Here is a 16,843-nt window from a genome sequence, read left to right on the forward strand (position 1 = left end):
AAGAGGATTGACATGATCGCTTGCCGCCGGCGCCAACACCCATTGCGGGTGCCCATGCTGACCGTTCTTATCGGTAGCCTGTGGCTTGCTGGCTGTGCATCGTCCAACACGCTGACAGCACAAGACAGCCCTGCAGCGGCGGACGCCTATACTCAGCTAGGCGTCGCTTACCTGGAGCGCGACAACCTTCCCCGCGCGCTCAATGCATTGGACCGGGCGCTGGAAATCGCCCCACGCCATGCCGAAGCGTTGCAGGCGTTGGCGCTGGTTTATCAACGTCAGGGCGAAAGCGAACTGGCCAACGACTATTTTCAACAGGCGGTGAATGCCGATCCGGACTTCACTCGCGCCCGCAACAATTACGCCGCGTTTTTATACGCTCAGGGCCAGTTTAACGCCGCCTGTGAGCAGTTAGAGACCGCATCGGAGGATGCCCAGTACGCCAACCGTGCCCAGCTATTCACTAATTTAGGGCAGTGTTACCTGGCGCTGGACGAATTTGATAAAGCGCGCGCTCGCTTGCAGCGCGCGCAGAGTATTGATCCGCGCAACCCGCGCGGTTATTTAATGTTAGCTGAACTCGAATACTCGCAGGGCAATTACCCTCAGGCCTGGGCACCGCTGCAGACTTATTTACAGCTCGCCGAGCCCAACCGAGCGGCGCTGGAAATGGCGGTTGAAATCGCCCAGGCGCGCGGCGACCATAGTGTCGCCGCCGACTACCAGCGCCAACTTGGCAACGACTGACTGATTGACGCCCTGATCACCGCTTATTTAATGAAGGATGCTCAGCCATGAGCGATACACAGTCACAAGAAAGCGTCATAAACAGCACCAGCACTAACGATCCCAAAAGCGCCTCCCCGGGCGAACTGCTTTCTCGCCAGCGCGAACAGCTGGGGATCCCCCTTGCTGACGCCGCCAGGGCATTAAACTTACGCCCGGCCGTAGTGGCAGGGCTAGAGCAAGACAACTACCAAGAGATCCCCGTCGCCGCTTATCGACGCGGTTATCTGCGCTCTTACGCCAAATATCTTGGCATGGATGACCACCTAGTACTTGAGGCGTATCAAGTCCATAACAACGCAACCGATGTTGATAGCAAAGTCGCCCCGGTTTCCTTTAACAAGCCGCCCTCACGCATCGGCGCTTGGCTGTTCAAGCTGGTTACCCTGCTGGTCATTGCAGGGCTGATCGCGGTAACCGTTATGTGGTGGCAAAGCCGTGGCGGCAATGCGCCTCCGGGCTTTGGTTCTTCGCCAGCGCCAGAACCCCCTACGCAAGAAAGCGTTAATGCTCCGAGCGAAGCGAGCGGCGCAGACCCCGCTGACACGCAGAGCCCTCCGGCCGACTCCCGCTTTACCAGTGGCGACGATAGCGCGACACGGCAAAGCGACGCCACCAACGTGACGCCATCGCCGACGGCTCCGCAAGATCAAGCCGCGAGCAGCGACGATGACGCCGACCCCATCGCGGCGTTCGATCCGCCGGCGCTGACCGAGACAGACGATCAGCCACAAACACCAACGGACGCGGCGGAAAGTGATACGCAGAGCTCCCCTGACCCGGAACCCGTCACTAACGCCAATACCCTTGAGCTAACCTTTAATGAACAGTCGTGGACTGAGATTTTTGACGCCACTAATCAGCGCGTCTTTGTCGGTCTGCAAACCCCCGGCACCACCGCCACTGTCGAAGGCGAGCCCCCGTTTCGTTTAACCGTGGGCAATGCCACCGGCGTTGAGCTGCGCTACCAAGGCGAGGAAGTTGACCTTTCTGCCGAAGCTGGTGCCAACAATGTTGCCCGTTTTTCTCTAGGAGAGTGACCGCCCTATGCACGCCCCTTCTCCGATTAAACGCCGCTTTTCCCGTCAGATTCACGTCGGTAATGTAGCGGTGGGTGGTGATGCCCCGATTGCCGTTCAGAGCATGACCAACACCAACACACTCGATGTTGCTGCTACGGTGGCACAGATCCAACAGCTGGAAACAGCCGGTGCGGATATTGTGCGCGTTTCGGTGCCCGACATGGACGCCGCCGAAACCTTTGGCCAAATCAAAAAACTGGTCAACGTACCGCTCGTTGCCGACATCCATTTTGATTACAAAATCGCCCTGCGCGTTGCGGAACTAGGCGTTGACTGCCTGCGCATCAACCCCGGCAACATCGGCCGCGAAGACCGCGTGCGCGCGGTGGTTAGCGCGGCCCGCGAGCATGGCATTCCGATCCGCATTGGCGTTAACGCCGGTTCGCTGGAAAAAGACCTGCAGAAAAAATACGGCGAGCCAACACCCGCCGCGCTGGTGGAATCCGCGATGCGCCATATTGATTACCTGGACCGCCTCGACTTCCCCGAGTTCAAGGTCAGTGTCAAAGCCTCCGATGTGTTTATGGCCGTGGCGGCCTACCGCGATTTGGCGGCGCGCATCGAACAACCGCTGCACTTGGGGATTACCGAAGCAGGCGGGCTACGCTCGGGCACGGTGAAATCATCGATTGGCCTGGGCATGCTGCTGATGGACGGCATCGGTGACACCATTCGGGTCTCGCTGGCAGCGGACCCCGTGGAAGAAATCAAAGTCGGCTTTGACATGCTGCGCAGCCTCAAGCTGCGCTCTAAAGGCATCAACTTCATTGCCTGCCCCAGCTGTTCGCGCCAGAACTTCGACGTCATTGACACCATGAATCAGCTTGAAGAACGGCTGGAAGACGTCATGACGCCGCTGAATGTCTCGGTGATTGGCTGCGTGGTCAATGGCCCCGGCGAAGCCAAAGAGACCGATATCGGCCTCACCGGCGGCAGCCCGGCCAACCTGGTGTATATCGACGGCAAACCGGCCAGCAAACTGCGCAACGACCATCTGGTAGACGACCTGGAGCAGCTGATTCGCGCAAAAGTCCGCGAAAAACAGCAGCAGCAAGACGACATGATTGCCCGCGGCGTTTAAACGCCGGGGATAGCTGCCAGCCTGAACGAGCAACGTCAGATGGCAGAATAAGGAGTTTTCATTGAGCAAGTCCGCTGTAAAAAAAATACAAGCCATTCGTGGCATGAACGACCTATTACCCAGCGATAGCCCGCGCTGGCAATTTTTTGAAGCCAAAGTACGTCAGCTAATGCTGCGTTACGGGTTTAATGAAATTCGCACGCCCATTGTTGAGCAAACCGCGCTGTTTGCGCGCTCCATCGGTGAAGTCACCGATATCGTCGAAAAAGAGATGTACACTTTTGACGATCGTAACGATGAAAGCCTAACGCTACGCCCGGAAGGCACCGCCAGCTGTGTGCGGGCGGCCATGGAACACGGTCTGCTGCATAACCAGACCCAGCGGCTGTGGTACCAAGGCCCGATGTTTCGCTACGAGCGCCCCCAAAAAGGCCGCTACCGCCAGTTCCACCAGATTGGTGTTGAAACTTTTGGCTTTGAAGGCCCGGACATTGATGCCGAGGTGATCCTACTTTCGGCGCGGTTATGGCAAGAGCTGGGGCTCATGGAACACGTCACCCTTGAACTCAACTCGCTGGGCTCAAGTGCGGCGCGGGCCGCCTACCGCGATACCCTGGTGGGCTATTTTGAGCAGCACCATGACGTGCTCGATGAAGACTCCAAACGCCGCTTAACCAGCAACCCGCTGCGCATTCTCGATTCTAAAAACCCGGCTATGGCCGAGATGCTCGACGCCGCACCGCAGTTAATGGATCACCTGGATGCCGAATCCCGGGAACACTTCGAGCAACTCACTAAGATGCTGGAAGCGGCGGGTATTGCCTATGTGATTAACCCGCGCTTAGTGCGGGGGCTCGACTACTACGGCCGCACCGTGTTCGAGTGGACCACGACGGCACTGGGCAGCCAGGGCACCGTGTGCGCAGGCGGCCGTTACGACGGCCTGGTTGAACAGCTGGGCGGCAAGCCAACCCCCGCTGTGGGTTTTGCGATGGGCATTGAACGGCTTATCTTACTGCTTGAGACCCTCGACCTGATTCCCGATGAGGCCCTCGGCGGCTGCGATGTGTACCTGCTGCCCATGGACGATAACGCCACCATCGCGGCGCTCACCCTGGCCGAACAGCTGCGCAGCGAACTGCCTGCCCTGCGCCTTCAGCTTCACTGCGGCGGCGGTAGTTTCAAAAGCCGGATCAAGAAAGCCGATAAAAGTAATGCGCCGATGGCGATACTGCTTGGCGAAGATGAAATCGCCGAACAGGCGGCAACACTCAAGTTTCTGCGCGATGACCGCGAACAACAGCGTGTTCCCCTAGCGGCGCTAGGCGATACGCTACGTAAGGCATTCGCCACTAACGCTTAACGCTCGCACAGGCTAACCACCTTGGAGCACACCGATTAGAATAGGAGGCCGCCCGTGGCGGAGCTGAGAAGCGACGAAGAGCAGCTAGACGCAGTCAAGCGCTGGTGGAAAGAAAACGGAATCTCCTTGGTCACAGGCGCCGTTCTGGCGGCGGCGGGGGTATTTGGCTGGAATGCCTGGCAAAACTACCAGCAGGGCCAGGCAGAAGCAGCGTCCATGCGCTACCAGCAACTGGTCAATATGACGGCTGGCAACGAGCTTGGAGAGGACCAGTTGGCAAACGCGCGGGAAATGGTCAGCGACATTACCGACGCGCATGGCGATACGCTGTATGCCGAGCTCGCTCTGTTGCTGGACGCACGCCTAGCGGTTCAACAAGGTGACTTGGAAAGCGCCAAAACCGCGCTGGAAAACGTTGCCAACGACTCTTCGCGCCGCTATGTGCAGAGCCTTGCATGGCTGCGCTTGGCCCGTGTGGAACTTGCCGATGAAAACCCCGAGCAGGCGCTTGCGCTGTTAGACGAACCGATTAGCGACGCGTTGGCCGCTCAGCGGGCCAACGTGCGTGGCGATGCGCACATCGCCCAGGGCGACACTGACGGGGCCCGCGACGCGTGGGAAACCGCCATTGATGTGTCTCAAAACCAAGACCAGCCGCTCTATGGCGTGCAGTTAAAGCTTGACGATCTCGGCGCTGAGGAGGCGACACAATGAACACCCGTATTTTAAAAAAGCAGCTGACGCGCCTGGGTTTGGCATCGCTGTCACTCGCGCTGCTGGCCGGCTGTGCCAGCAAAGGCGAGTCTGCCGACGCCCCCAAAGAGCTGCGTAGTTTCGATGCGACCTCCTCCCTGGATTCTCAGTGGGATCGCAACGTTGGCGACGGCTTTGGCCACGCGCGTTACCCGATTGCCCCCGCCCGTGAGGGCGACAGCGTGTTTGCAGCCGATGCTGAGGGCGTGGTGATGGCGATGGGCGCCAATAGCGGCGACGTCGAGTGGAAAATTGACCTCGACACCACTATTTCCAGCGCATTAACGGCGATTGCCGGGCAGGTTTACCTAGCCACCGGTAACGGCGAAGTCATCTCCCTGGATCAACGTGACGGCAGCGAAAACTGGCGTTCGCGAGTCTCCAGTGAAGTATTGGCCGCCCCTCAGGCAAACCAGCAGCTGCTGGTCGTACAAAGTGTCGATGGTCAGGTCACTGCCCTGGACCGCGCCAGCGGCGAAGAGCGCTGGGTATACACCAGCTCGCAGCCTTCTCTCACCCTGCGCGGCACCGGTACGCCGATGGTGATCGATCCGGTCAGCTTTATCGGCTTAGCCAACGGCCGTTTAGCGACGCTGGATAACCGCAGCGGCCAGCCGCTCTGGGAAATGCAAATTGCCACGCCGAGTGGGCGTAGTGAAGTGGAGCGCTTGGTTGACCTTTCCGGCCAGCCGGTCATCAGCCCCGATGGGCGCCTGTTTGTGACCAGCTATAACGGCCGTGTCGTCGCCCTGGAAGCGACCCAAGGTGATGTCCTTTGGGAAGCGGATTTATCCAGCCGTCATACGCCGGTTCTGGTCGGTGACTTTCTGTTTGTGGTCACCGACGACAGTCAGGTTGTCGCCCTCGACGCTAACAGCGGCCGCGAAATTTGGCGCAACGACGATCTAGAAGATCGTTGGCTGACCGCCCCCGCCTTTGCCGATGGGCGCTTGGTAGTGGGCGATTTTGAAGGTTATCTTCACCTGATCGACGCTCGCGAAGGCGACATTGTAGGCCGTACTCGCGTGCACAGCTCGGGCATCAGCGTACGCCCGGTGACTGAAGGCAGCACCATTCATGTCCAGGCCAACAATGGTCGCCTGGAAACCCTGGAAGTAACTCCATGACACCCGTCATTGCTTTAGTCGGTCGCCCCAATGTGGGCAAATCGACGTTATTTAACCGCCTAACGCGCTCGCGTGATGCCCTGGTAGCCGATTTTCCCGGCCTCACCCGCGACCGCAAGTACGGCAACGGCATGCTGGGCGATAAAGTCTATACGGTGATTGATACCGGTGGCATTAGCGGTGACGAAGACGGCATCGACGCCGTCATGGCCGAGCAATCCCTCGCGGCCATTGATGAAGCCGATATTGTGCTGTTTATGGTCGATGGTCGCGCTGGCCTTATCGCCGCGGATCAGGCAATTGCCAACCACCTGCGGGTTAACCAGAAAAAAACCTGGCTGGTGGTGAATAAAACCGACGGGCTCGAAGAGCACTCGGCGATGGGTGATTTCTGGTCGCTGGGGCTTGGCGAGCCCTGGCCGATTGCCGCCGCCCACGGGCGCAACGTGTCGACCCTAATCGACGTGGTACTCGAGCCGTTCCCCGAACGCGACGCCAGCATTCCAGCAGACACCGGCAGCAAAGGCGTGCGTATCAGTGTGATTGGCCGCCCCAACGTGGGCAAATCGACATTGGTCAATCGTCTGCTGGGCGAAGAACGCGTGGTGGTCTTTGATGAAGCGGGCACCACCCGCGATGCCATCGAGATCCCTTTTGAACGTCGCGGCAAGCCCTACGTACTGATTGATACCGCGGGCATTCGGCGGCGCAAAAATATCCGTGAAGTCACCGAAAAGTTTTCGATCATCAAAACCCTGGATGCGATTAAAGAATCGCATGTGGTGATTATGGTACTGGATGGCTCCAGCGGTTTGGTGGAGCAGGATTTGCACCTGCTCGACTATGTGCTAACCACCGGGCGGGCGCTGGTGCTGGCGGTGAACAAGTGGGATGGGCTGGAGACCGAAGCCAAGGATAAGATGCGTGCTGAGGTGAAGCGCCGTCTGGGCTTTGCGGATTACGCCGAGCTGCACTTTATCTCTGCCCTGCACGGCACGGCGGTGGGCGATCTCTACCCTTCCATCGATCGCGCCTTCGATGCCGCCAACGCGCACTGGTCGACTAATCGCTTAACTACCCTGCTCCAGGACGCGGTCAGCCAAAACCCGCCGCCCATGGTTCACGGGCGCCGCATTAAACTTCGTATGGCGCACCAGGGTGGCAGCAACCCACCGATTATCGTCGTCCACGGCAATCAAACCGAGTCGTTGCCCGAAGCCTACCGCCGCTACCTGACCAACACCTTCCGCAAGGTGCTCAAGGTGCGCGGCACACCGATTCGCTTTGAGTTTCGCTCGGGCAGCAACCCTTTCGACAACATGGCGGGCGCCAGCGACAAAGAGAAGGCCAAAAAGCGCGAACTTACCCGCACCAAAGAGGCGCGCAAAAGCCGTCGTTAGCCGCTCCAGCTTTGTGAATCATCTTGCGCCCGCAGGCTTCGCCTAGCGGGCGTTTTTGTGCGTTTCATCAAGTTGCCAAAGCTATCTCAATTTCGCTTGACAGAACACGGTTTCGGCACTCAAATGGCGGCGGCGCTACCCACAGCCTCCATGCTGGAGCTTGCCAGCCAGCTGGCGGCTCAAGGCGAGGCCGGCGGGGAGTCAACTGGCCATTACGCCAGCACCCAACGTTGAGGGCTGCTTAGTTCAATGTCCATACTCATCCTCTTGGTGGGTTATCATAGTCAGGATTGATTTACTGTTATCAGCGGTTATCTTGTGAGCAAGAAACCCATTCGCCTATAAGGAAAACCGTCTCATGCGCTGGCTTCGCCCTCTCGCTATTACCGCACTATGTGCGTCTATTGCCGCTTGCTCTACCTCGCCTACCGGGCGTTCACAACTACTGCTGCTGTCTGATGCCGAGCTCAATGCGATGGGCCGTCAGGCGTTTTCTCAGTACCAGCAGGAGCTGCCCACCGCAGGCCAGGCCAGCCACCGCTATGTGCAGTGTATTGCCGACGCCATTGTGGCGGAGCTTCCCGCTGAGCAGCGGCAGTTAGACTGGCAAATTCGTGTGTTTGAGTCCGAGCAGCCCAACGCCTTTGCGCTTCCCGGCGGCTATATGGGCGTGAATACCGGCATGCTGGATATCGCCACTAATCAAGACCAGCTGGCGTCTGTCGTCGGTCACGAAATTGGTCACGTGCTGGCCAACCACGCCAATGAACGCGCATCTACCGAGAGCGCTACCTCGTTGGGTCTATCGGTTATTTCCAGCACTTCCGGCATGCAGTCTGCCGGTGGCCAGCAACTGATGGGCGTGCTGGGCATGGGCGCGCAATACGGCATCGTACTGCCGTTCTCCCGTGCCCATGAAAGCGAGGCCGACGTTATTGGCTTGGACCTTATGGCGCAAGCGGGCTTCGACCCACGCGAGAGCGTTACCCTTTGGGAAAACATGCAGGCAGCGACAGGTGGCGGCGGCGCGCCCCCTGCGTGGATGTCGACTCACCCCGGCCAAGGCCAGCGCATTGAAGGCCTTCAAGGCAATATGGATCAAGCCCTGGCCCGCTACGAGCAAGCCCGTAGCAGTGGTCGGATGCCCAACTGCCCGCGGCCCTAACGGTCGCTTTCAGCTTTAAATGATTCGGCTCTTGAGGTTTAAATGATTAGATTGGGATTACTGCTGCTGGTACTGCCGCTGTTCGTGCTGATGGGCGTGTATTTCTGGGAGCTAAACGACGTGCGCGCGTGCCAGCTGGACGGCGGTCACTGGGACTATATCGACAGTGTCTGTCGGGATAATCCGCAACCCTTCGTCTCCTGGCTGGAGCGTTCACCGCTGTTAGTCAATGGCGGCATGCTGCTCTCGGTGGTGGGGCTGGTGATGTGCATGGTGGGGTTGTACGTAAAGCGAGCCAAAGCCTGAACTCTAACAGCCTCAACCATGCAGCTTTGGGTGGCAAGCTTCAGCTCGCGCCCTTTAGTCTCCCGGCCTGATACTGGCAGTAGTGGGAGGTAGCTTCAGCTCGCGACCTTTCAGACTTTAGCTACTTACCATCAAACAGTTACAAATAGTTAAGCGACTGGCGCAGCATTTCGCGCACGGGCGCCGTTTCGGGGCGGACATTACGCCACAAAAAAAACGATTCGGCGGCCTGTTCGACCAGCATGCCCAGGCCGTCGAGTAGCTTTGCCCCGCGCGGCCCGGCCCAGTGTAAAAACACCGTCGGCTCGGCCCCGTACATCATGTCGTAGGCCCAGGCATGTGGAGCAAAAAGCCCATCGGGCAGCGGCGGCAAATCGCCTGAGAGGCTGGCGCTGGTGCCGTTAATGACGATATCGAATTGACCACTCAGCGTATCAAAACCGCCACCGCTGATAGCGCCTAAGTCGGCAAAATCGTGGGCCAGCTGCTCGGCTTTGGCGGCGGTGCGGTTCACCACGACGACCTCACTGGGCTGTTCGGCAAGCAGTGGCTCCAGAATGCCGCGCACGGCGCCACCCGCGCCCACTACCAATATGCGTTTTCCAGCGACCCCCACGCGGTGATAGGCCAAATCGCGCACTAGGCCAATGCCATCAGTGGTATCGCCATAGGTGCGGCCGTTGCCCCCCACGATTAGCGTATTCACCGCTTCTGCCCGACGGGCACGATGGCTCAAGGTATCGCACAGCGCGAAGGCATCGCTTTTAAAGGGCACGGTCACGTTAGCCCCGCGGCCACCCGCGTCGACAAACGCTCGCCAGGCACCGGCAAAGCCATCCAGCGGTGCCTCTTCGGCGGTGTACTCAAGCGCTTGCTGGGTTTGATGAGCGAACTCCGCGTGGATTTGCGGTGACTTGGAGTGCTTGATCGGGTTGCCAAACACGCAGTAGCGATCGGTCATGATGGCGCTCCGCTATTGGTTTGAACGACTGGTTTGAACGACATCCTCAGCGAATTCACCGAGCCAGTCACGGGGGTATAAAAAGTCCTGCAAGCGCGCTTCGGCACTGCCGGGCTGCGGCTCAAAGGCGTATTCCCAGCGGGCGAGCGGCGGCATCGACATCAGGATGGATTCGGTACGTCCGCCGCTCTGTAGCCCAAATAGCGTGCCGCGGTCCCAGACCAGGTTGAACTCCACGTAGCGTCCGCGACGATAGAGCTGGAAATCGCGCTCGCGCTCGCCCCAGCCGTCGTCTTTACGGCGCTCGACGATGGGCAGATAAGCGTCAAGAAAACTATCGCCGACTGCCCGCTGAAAGGCAAAGCACTCGGCAAACTCGCCTTCGTTTAAATCGTCGAAAAACAGCCCGCCCACGCCACGGGTTTCATCGCGGTGCTTGAGGTAGAAGTACTCGTCGCACCAGGCTTTATAGCGGGCGTAAACGTGGTCGCCAAAGGGCTCGCAGGCGGCTTTGGCGACGCGATGCCAGTGCACCACGTCTTCCATCACGGGGTAAAACGGCGTTAGGTCAAAGCCACCGCCAAACCACCATACCGGTGGTTCGCCGACTTTCTCGGCAATGAAAAAGCGTACGTTGCCATGGCTGGTGGGCACATGGGGGTTTTCCGGGTGCAGCACCCAGGAAACGCCCACGGCGTGAAAGCTGCGCCCGGTTAACTCAGGACGCGCGGCGGTGGCCGAGGGCGGCAGCTGGGTACCATACACATGGGAAAAGTTAACGCCGCCTTTTTCAAACACGCCGCCGTTGGTGATCACGCGCGAACGACCACCGCCGCCCTCTTCACGCTCCCAGCTATCCTCTTGGAACTGGGCAGCCTCGTCGGCGCTTGCCAACCCTGCGCATAGCCGGTCCTGCAGATCGAGAAGATAGCGTTTAACGTCGTCAAGGTGCTCGTGGGCCACGGTAACTCCTGAGAAGGGATTAGTGAATGGAGAGTAGTAGTGAATAGTAAATAGTGAAAAGTCAGTCGTGAGCAGTCAATTGGCGTACGGCTTAAGAGCGCATGACTTTGCCAGTGGCTAAATCCCTAATCGTGCTGGGATTGGCATTGCCCCCCAGCGCACCTTCCACCACCTGGGCAACGTCATCGCCAAAGATGGCGGTAACCTCTGTAGCGCTCATCGCCGGTGGCTCGCCGGTACGATTGGCCGAGGTGGATACCAAAGGGCCGCCAAACGCCTCGCAGAGGGCTTTCATCACCGGGTGGTCGGTCACTCGCAGCGCCACGCATTCGTGGGCGCCGCGCACCAGACCATGGCTGCGACCATTATCGGGCACTAGCCACGTATTGGGTCCTGGCCAGCTCGCCGCTAAAGGGGCATGCAGCGCCAACGGCAGCTGCGCTAGCCAGGGCTGAAACTGCTGAATACTCGCGGCAACGAGGATGACGCCTTTGGCAGGGTCGCGCTGTTTCATGCGCATCAGGTGCGCCAACGCCTTATCGTTGTCGGGGTCGCAGCTAAGCCCCCACACTGCTTCGGTGGGGCAGGCAATCACCTCGCCAGCGCGCAAAGCGCTAAGCGCGGGAGCTAGATCGGCAGCCGAACTCATGGTCTCTCCTTACCGTCAGGGCTGATGCTCCGTGTTTAATAATTTTATCTTATCATGGCCGCGGCAGCCGCACCCAGCCTCCCGCCTGTTGGCTAACCCAGCCATCAAGCTCGAGCATTAATAGGCGCTGCTGGCAGTCACTCACCGAAACGCCGGTGGAATGCACCAGCAGGTCAAGGGGCGTGGGCGTGGCCGATAGCGAGGTTAATAATGTATCAGGCAATGGTTCGGTCGCGTTCTTTGGGGCGATAAACGCTGAGGGCACGTCGTCTGCAGTAACGCTACCCTGTGCAGCGTCCAAAGGTGACATAAACTCACCGGCCCAGTGGCCAAGGTCGGCAATGATATCGTCAACGCTGCAGGCCAAGTGGGCGGCCCCTTGGCGCAGCAACGACAAACAGCCGTAGGCCTGCACGTTATGTAGCGAACCGGGCAGCACAAACAGCTCGCGATTTTGCTCCAAGGTAAGCCGTGCGCTAACCAGCGAACCGCTCTTTTCAGTGGCTTCGACCACCAAGGTGCCGAGCGAAAGACCGGTAATGATGCGATTGCGGCGCGGGAAAAATGCCGGGCGTGCCCGTGTTCCCGGCGGGTGCTCCGACAGCAGCAGTCCTCCGGGTAGGCGACTGAGCTGCTCATGAAGATCCCGGTGCGAGGCGGGATAGATCACATCCACGCCGCAGCCAAGCACGCCAATGCTGTTGCCTGCGGCGTTTAACGCTGCCCGCTGGGCAACGCCATCAACCCCTAACGCCATGCCACTGACCACGCACCAGCCGCGCTGGACTAGATCGCGGGCAAAGGTTTGCGCGTTGTGGGTACCTTCGCCGGTGGGACGGCGCGTGCCGACCATGGCAAGCTTGGGCCCTTGTAGTGCGCCAAGGTCACCCTGCGCCCAAAGCACGACGGGCGGGTCGGGAATTTCATTCAACAGTGCCGGCCAGGCAGGATGGTCGCGATGCAGTACGTGGCGGTTAGGGCCGTTTTGCTGCCACGCCAGGGTCTCGTCAATCACCTTTTGCAGCGGGCTGCGCGTGGGGTGCTCAAGCCACAGGCGCAGCTCGCTGGCGGCCCGGCTCGGTAGCGCCGCCAGCCAGCCGTCCGGCCACTGCGGCTGACGGGCTAATAATTGCGCAATACGCAGCGCACCCATACCGGGTAATGCATTAACCACCAGCCACGCCTGGGCGTCCATACCAGCTCCTTATCAATACGTTTTTTTACCGCCCGCTAATTACCCGATGACGCTACTTGATCGCCCTTTTCCAGCACACGGGATGCCTGCATCACTAAGGCGTAGCTGACGTGATCATAGGGTTTAAATACCATCACCCTGCCCGCCTCGGTGCTGGGCAGCCGAATCAGCTCCTCGGTGCGTGGATCGTTAACCAACTCACCCTGCTGATTGACGCGCAGCATATGCCCTGCTTGCAAGCCATCCAGGGTGCCCACGTCTAGCGTTACCACCTGCAGGCGACCAATAAAGCGCACCCCGCCGGGAACGGCAATGATATGCCCATCGACGGCATTGAGCGGCGCGCGGGGCGTCAACTCAGTGCTCAGCTCACGCGCCTCCAGCGGCAGAATAATATCGTTAACACGCACTTCCTGATGCGCACTCAGCACCTCAATCCGGGCAATCTCCCCCTCACTGCTGATCTGGCGGGCGACGCCCACGTTGATCAACTCGGTGCCAAGTGGTGTGCCATCCAACGCTTGATAATCCTCGGCGGGGCGATAGATACCCACCCGGCCTTGCCGCGGCACCTCGCCGCGCACGTAGAGCGTATCTCCCGCGCCGCTAATCAGGCGCCGATTATCACCGCCCACCACGTAGGCCAAGGCCTGCAACGCTTCAGCATCATTCACCACGCGGTGTTGGCGCAAAAACGCTTTTACACTGTCCATGGGGATCGCTTTGATCGCTTCGCGGTGTGGCAGCGTGCGTACCTGTGGCGATAGCTTGACCACGCTCCGGTCGCCTTCGAATGCCGCCGCGCCAGGGCTCAGCAGCATGGCTGTGGTCAACAGCAGTGCGCCACGTAAACTGCGATAGGCGTGTTGTTTTGCCGCCATACGGCTCTCCCCACTTACGATGAATAAGCCCGCCCAATCAGCGCGCGTATTTTGTTGATGAAGCGCTGTGCGGATCGGTCTCCGCATGCCCAGAAACGTTGACAGCATGATATAGTGACCCATCATAAAGTACTTGGGTCTAGCGATCTTTATCGCTACCTAGTTTGACTTAATTTAGACTCAGCATAACGGTGATTGTAACGCCATGGCCAAACTTCCTATTCTTGAATTCCCCGATGAGCGCCTGCGCACTAAGGCGGCTGCGGTGGAGAGCGTTGACGATGAGGTACGCCAGCTCGTCGACGATATGCTGGAGACCATGTATGACGCCCGCGGTATCGGTCTAGCCGCGACTCAGATCGATGTCCACCGCCGTATTGTCGTCATGGACGTCAGCGACGATAATTCGCAGCCGTTAGTGCTTATCAACCCGCGCTATACCCCGCTTGGCGACGCAAAAGAGCCACTGTCAGAAGGCTGCCTGTCGATCCCCGAATATTACGCCGACGTGCCGCGCTATCTTAGCGTGCAGCTCAACGCGCTGGATCGCAATGGCGAGGCTTACGAGCTAGAAGCGGAAGGCCTGCTGGCGCACTGTATTCAACACGAGTACGACCACCTGGAAGGCGTGCTGTTTGTTGACTACTTGTCGCCGCTTAAGCGCGACCGTATCCGCAAGAAAATGCAAAAGCGCCATAAGCAGGGCCAGGACGCCTAATCGTCATTCCATACACGCTTTCCATGCACGCTAGGTAACCTTCCCATATGTCACGATTGCGCGTTGTTTTTGCTGGCACGCCTGAATTCGCCGCTTCAAGCCTGGCCGCCCTGCTGGAAAGCCAGCACGAGGTGGTCGCGGTGTATACCCAACCCGACCGGCCTGCCGGGCGCGGACGCAAGCTAACCCCCAGCCCGGTCAAGCAGCTAGCCTTGACGCACGATCTGCCGGTCTATCAGCCCCAGACGCTAAAAGCCCCCGCGGCGCAAGCCGAACTGGCCGCGCTCAATGCCGACATTTTGGTCGTCGTTGCCTATGGCCTGCTGCTGCCCCAGGCCGTGTTGGATATACCGCGACTTGGCTGCATTAACGTTCACGCCTCGCTGCTGCCCCGGTGGCGCGGCGCGGCCCCCATTCAGCGGGCGATTGAAGCAGGCGATAGCGTTTCGGGGGTGACCATTATGCAGATGGACGCAGGGCTGGATACCGGCGCCATGCTGACTGACGTGCGCACGCCGATTACCCCGCGCACCACCGGCGGCGATTTGCACGACCGCCTCGCCATTCAAGGCGCCAATGCGCTGGTGAGCGTACTCGACGACCTAGCGGCGGGGCCCGTTGAGGCCAAGCCTCAGCCCGAGCAAGGCGTGACCTATGCCGCCAAGCTCAGCAAAGCGGAAGCCGAGCTCGATTTTGCCCAGCCAGCGCCTCGGCTAGCCAGCAAGATTCGCGCCTTTAACCCCTGGCCGGTCGCCTGGTGCGCACTGGGCGATGACCGCTTACGCCTGTTAATGGCCAGCGCCGAAGAAGGCGAGCACCCACCCAGCGCGCCCGGCACCCTGCTTGAACACGGCGACGATCATCTACGCATTGCCTGCGGTACCGACGGTCGCGACGTGCTGTGTGTTACCAGCGCGCAACTGCCCGGCGGCAAAGCCATGGCCGTACGCGACTTACTCAATGCCCACCACGCGCGCCTGGCCCCCGGCACTCGTCTTGGCGCTCATCTAGACACTCGTCTTGATAAACCAGCGGCTCAGGCCAGCGAAGGAGAAACACCATGAGCCAGAAGCGCTCCCCTCAAAGCGGCGGCAGCGGCCAGGAAGTTCGAGCGGCTGCCGCCCGCGCGCTGGCCCCGGTACTGAGCGACCAAGGCTCGTTGGCAGGCTTGGATGAACACAGCGTGGTGGCTCGCGACCGCGGGTTGCTCAAAGAGCTGTGCTTCGGCACCTGCCGCCGCTTACCGCGCTTAGAAGCGTTAGCGGGCGTGCTGCTTAAGCAGCCGTTTAAAAAGCGCGACAGCGATGTGCAAGCGCTGCTGCTGCTGGGTATTTACCAACTGCTGTATATGCGTATCCCTGCCCATGCCGCGGTAGGTGAAACGGCTGGCGCCGCGCGCTTACTGAACAAGGAGTGGGCCACTCGCGTACTCAATGGCTGCTTGCGCCGCCTCCAGCGCGAATCCGAGGCGCTTCAGGCCCAGGTAGACCAGGATGAGAACGTCGCCCTGGAGCACCCGCCCTGGTTGCTCAACGCGTTGCGTTACGCCTGGCCGGAACAGTGGCGCGATATTGTTGAAGCCAACAACCAGCCCGGCCCCATGACGTTGAGAGTCAACCAGCGCTATAACGACCGTGAGGCCTACTTAGCGCTGCTCACCAAACAGGGCCTGAACGGGCACTTATGCACTCACGCCCCGGACGGCATCACTCTGGAAACGCCCTGCGATGTCACCGCGCTGCCCGGCTTTGAAGAGGGCCACGTGAGCGTTCAGGACGAGGCCGCCCAGCTAACCGCGGCGCTGCTGGGTCCGGTGCTCGCGCCTCGCCCCGGCGCCCGCGTGCTCGACGCTTGCTGCGCCCCGGGGGGCAAAACCGCCCACCTGCTCGAGCAGTTTGAGATTGCGCTAACGGCGATTGACAGCGATAACCAACGCTTAGCGCGGGTGGACGACACCCTCAACCGCCTCGGCGTAGAGGCGACCCTTCAGCACGCCGATGCCACCGAGCGCGACTGGTGGGACGGCACGCCGTTTGACGCTATTCTGCTTGACGCTCCTTGCTCAGGCACCGGGGTGATCCGACGTCATCCGGATATCAAAAAACTGCGCCGTAGGGACGATATCCGCACGCTGGTCAAGCTCCAGCGGCAGCTACTGGATAATCTCTGGCCGATGCTGCGCGAGGGCGGCACACTGCTCTACGCCTCCTGCTCGGTACTGCCCGACGAGAACATTGAACAGCTTGAGGCGTTTCTCGCACGGACGCCGAATGCCCACGTGACCACGCCTACCGATCTCGCCTGGGGCATCCCCAGCGGCGCGGGTCGCCAGCTGTTTCCAGCCCTGAGCAGCCACGACGGCTTTTTTTATGCCAGACTAGAGAAGCGTTAAGCCTGCTTTTCGGCGGCGGCT

Annotated in this window: 18 protein-coding genes; 13 read left to right on the top strand and 5 right to left on the bottom strand. The window is 59.9% G+C overall.

What is annotated here, in order from left to right:
• The first annotated feature begins 12 nt into the window (after positions 1-12).
• From pilW to HVA01_RS08405, 10 genes are all read left to right on the top strand, one after another.
• Complete coding sequence (pilW, locus tag HVA01_RS08365) at positions 13-747, top strand: type IV pilus biogenesis/stability protein PilW (protein ID WP_146874805.1); 735 nt, start codon at positions 13-15, stop codon at positions 745-747.
• A gap of 47 nt (positions 748-794) precedes the next feature.
• Positions 795-1,826, top strand: a complete 1,032-nt coding sequence (locus tag HVA01_RS08370) for a RodZ domain-containing protein (protein WP_146874806.1) — start codon at positions 795-797, stop codon at positions 1,824-1,826.
• Between the two features lie 7 nt (positions 1,827-1,833).
• Complete coding sequence (gene ispG / locus HVA01_RS08375) at positions 1,834-2,949, top strand: flavodoxin-dependent (E)-4-hydroxy-3-methylbut-2-enyl-diphosphate synthase (protein WP_146874807.1); 1,116 nt, start codon at positions 1,834-1,836, stop codon at positions 2,947-2,949.
• 61 nt (positions 2,950-3,010) lie between these two features.
• Positions 3,011-4,312: a histidine--tRNA ligase gene (gene hisS, locus HVA01_RS08380; protein WP_146874808.1), complete on the top strand. Its 1,302-nt coding sequence runs from the start codon at positions 3,011-3,013 to the stop codon at positions 4,310-4,312.
• A 54-nt stretch (positions 4,313-4,366) separates the two neighbouring features.
• Positions 4,367-5,026, top strand: coding sequence for a YfgM family protein (locus tag HVA01_RS08385; protein WP_146874809.1), 660 nt, complete (start codon positions 4,367-4,369; stop codon positions 5,024-5,026).
• Positions 5,023-6,192, top strand: a complete 1,170-nt coding sequence (gene bamB, locus HVA01_RS08390; protein ID WP_146874810.1) for an outer membrane protein assembly factor BamB — start codon at positions 5,023-5,025, stop codon at positions 6,190-6,192. The genes HVA01_RS08385 and bamB overlap by 4 nt, the downstream gene beginning before the upstream one ends.
• The gene (der, locus tag HVA01_RS08395) at positions 6,189-7,592 is read left to right on the top strand and encodes a ribosome biogenesis GTPase Der (RefSeq protein ID WP_146874811.1); all 1,404 of its coding nucleotides are present in this window, start codon (positions 6,189-6,191) and stop codon (positions 7,590-7,592) included. The genes bamB and der overlap by 4 nt, the downstream gene beginning before the upstream one ends.
• 57 nt (positions 7,593-7,649) lie before the next feature.
• Positions 7,650-7,826 carry a hypothetical protein gene (locus tag HVA01_RS17385; protein ID WP_170243493.1) on the top strand — a complete coding sequence of 59 codons (177 nt, stop codon included), beginning with the start codon at positions 7,650-7,652 and terminating at the stop codon, positions 7,824-7,826.
• Between the two features lie 124 nt (positions 7,827-7,950).
• Positions 7,951-8,757: a M48 family metallopeptidase gene (locus HVA01_RS08400; RefSeq protein WP_146874812.1), complete on the top strand. Its 807-nt coding sequence runs from the start codon at positions 7,951-7,953 to the stop codon at positions 8,755-8,757.
• Positions 8,758-8,799: 42 nt separating this feature from the next.
• Positions 8,800-9,063 carry a hypothetical protein gene (locus HVA01_RS08405; RefSeq protein WP_146874813.1) on the top strand — a complete coding sequence of 88 codons (264 nt, stop codon included), beginning with the start codon at positions 8,800-8,802 and terminating at the stop codon, positions 9,061-9,063.
• Positions 9,064-9,202: 139 nt separating this feature from the next.
• Here HVA01_RS08405 and aroE read toward each other — a convergent pair whose 3' ends face one another.
• From aroE to HVA01_RS08430, 5 genes are all read right to left on the bottom strand, one after another.
• Positions 9,203-10,024, bottom strand: a complete 822-nt coding sequence (aroE, locus tag HVA01_RS08410) for a shikimate dehydrogenase (protein ID WP_146874814.1) — start codon at positions 10,022-10,024, stop codon at positions 9,203-9,205.
• A 12-nt stretch (positions 10,025-10,036) separates the two neighbouring features.
• Entirely contained in the window at positions 10,037-10,987 is a 951-nt protein-coding gene (hemF, locus tag HVA01_RS08415; RefSeq protein WP_146874815.1) for an oxygen-dependent coproporphyrinogen oxidase, read from the bottom strand.
• 91 nt (positions 10,988-11,078) lie between these two features.
• Entirely contained in the window at positions 11,079-11,636 is a 558-nt protein-coding gene (gene tsaC, locus HVA01_RS08420; RefSeq protein WP_146874816.1) for an L-threonylcarbamoyladenylate synthase type 1 TsaC, read from the bottom strand.
• Positions 11,637-11,688: 52 nt separating this feature from the next.
• A complete protein-coding gene (gene dprA / locus HVA01_RS08425) occupies positions 11,689-12,831 on the bottom strand; it encodes a DNA-processing protein DprA (RefSeq protein ID WP_146874817.1) in 1,143 nt (380 codons plus the stop codon).
• 35 nt (positions 12,832-12,866) lie between these two features.
• Positions 12,867-13,652: a peptidoglycan-binding protein gene (locus HVA01_RS08430; RefSeq protein ID WP_443093367.1), complete on the bottom strand. Its 786-nt coding sequence runs from the start codon at positions 13,650-13,652 to the stop codon at positions 12,867-12,869.
• A 265-nt stretch (positions 13,653-13,917) separates the two neighbouring features.
• On the opposite strand from HVA01_RS08430, the gene def reads away from it, so the two are divergent.
• The 3 genes from def to rsmB are packed head-to-tail and all read left to right on the top strand — an operon-like array spanning position 13,918 to position 16,822.
• Positions 13,918-14,430: a peptide deformylase gene (gene def / locus HVA01_RS08435; RefSeq protein ID WP_146874819.1), complete on the top strand. Its 513-nt coding sequence runs from the start codon at positions 13,918-13,920 to the stop codon at positions 14,428-14,430.
• Between the two features lie 47 nt (positions 14,431-14,477).
• Positions 14,478-15,494 carry a methionyl-tRNA formyltransferase gene (gene fmt, locus HVA01_RS08440; protein ID WP_146874820.1) on the top strand — a complete coding sequence of 339 codons (1,017 nt, stop codon included), beginning with the start codon at positions 14,478-14,480 and terminating at the stop codon, positions 15,492-15,494.
• Entirely contained in the window at positions 15,491-16,822 is a 1,332-nt protein-coding gene (rsmB, locus tag HVA01_RS08445) for a 16S rRNA (cytosine(967)-C(5))-methyltransferase RsmB (RefSeq protein WP_146874821.1), read from the top strand. The genes fmt and rsmB overlap by 4 nt, the downstream gene beginning before the upstream one ends.
• Positions 16,823-16,843: the final 21 nt, after the last annotated feature.

Source organism: Halovibrio variabilis (assembly GCF_007991175.1).
GTDB lineage: Bacteria > Pseudomonadota > Gammaproteobacteria > Pseudomonadales > Halomonadaceae > Vreelandella > Vreelandella variabilis.

Coding starts and splice junctions, on each gene's coding strand:
- dprA (WP_146874817.1), bottom strand. CDS start 12,831: ATGGACGCCCAGGCGTGGCTGGTGGTTAATGCATTACCCGGTATGGGT.
- fmt (WP_146874820.1), top strand. CDS start 14,478: ATGTCACGATTGCGCGTTGTTTTTGCTGGCACGCCTGAATTCGCCGCT.
- aroE (WP_146874814.1), bottom strand. CDS start 10,024: ATGACCGATCGCTACTGCGTGTTTGGCAACCCGATCAAGCACTCCAAG.
- pilW (WP_146874805.1), top strand. CDS start 13: ATGATCGCTTGCCGCCGGCGCCAACACCCATTGCGGGTGCCCATGCTG.
- tsaC (WP_146874816.1), bottom strand. CDS start 11,636: ATGAGTTCGGCTGCCGATCTAGCTCCCGCGCTTAGCGCTTTGCGCGCT.
- HVA01_RS08400 (WP_146874812.1), top strand. CDS start 7,951: ATGCGCTGGCTTCGCCCTCTCGCTATTACCGCACTATGTGCGTCTATT.
- HVA01_RS08370 (WP_146874806.1), top strand. CDS start 795: ATGAGCGATACACAGTCACAAGAAAGCGTCATAAACAGCACCAGCACT.
- bamB (WP_146874810.1), top strand. CDS start 5,023: ATGAACACCCGTATTTTAAAAAAGCAGCTGACGCGCCTGGGTTTGGCA.
- HVA01_RS08405 (WP_146874813.1), top strand. CDS start 8,800: ATGATTAGATTGGGATTACTGCTGCTGGTACTGCCGCTGTTCGTGCTG.
- rsmB (WP_146874821.1), top strand. CDS start 15,491: ATGAGCCAGAAGCGCTCCCCTCAAAGCGGCGGCAGCGGCCAGGAAGTT.
- der (WP_146874811.1), top strand. CDS start 6,189: ATGACACCCGTCATTGCTTTAGTCGGTCGCCCCAATGTGGGCAAATCG.
- def (WP_146874819.1), top strand. CDS start 13,918: ATGGCCAAACTTCCTATTCTTGAATTCCCCGATGAGCGCCTGCGCACT.
- ispG (WP_146874807.1), top strand. CDS start 1,834: ATGCACGCCCCTTCTCCGATTAAACGCCGCTTTTCCCGTCAGATTCAC.
- HVA01_RS08430 (WP_443093367.1), bottom strand. CDS start 13,652: ATGCTGCTGAGCCCTGGCGCGGCGGCATTCGAAGGCGACCGGAGCGTG.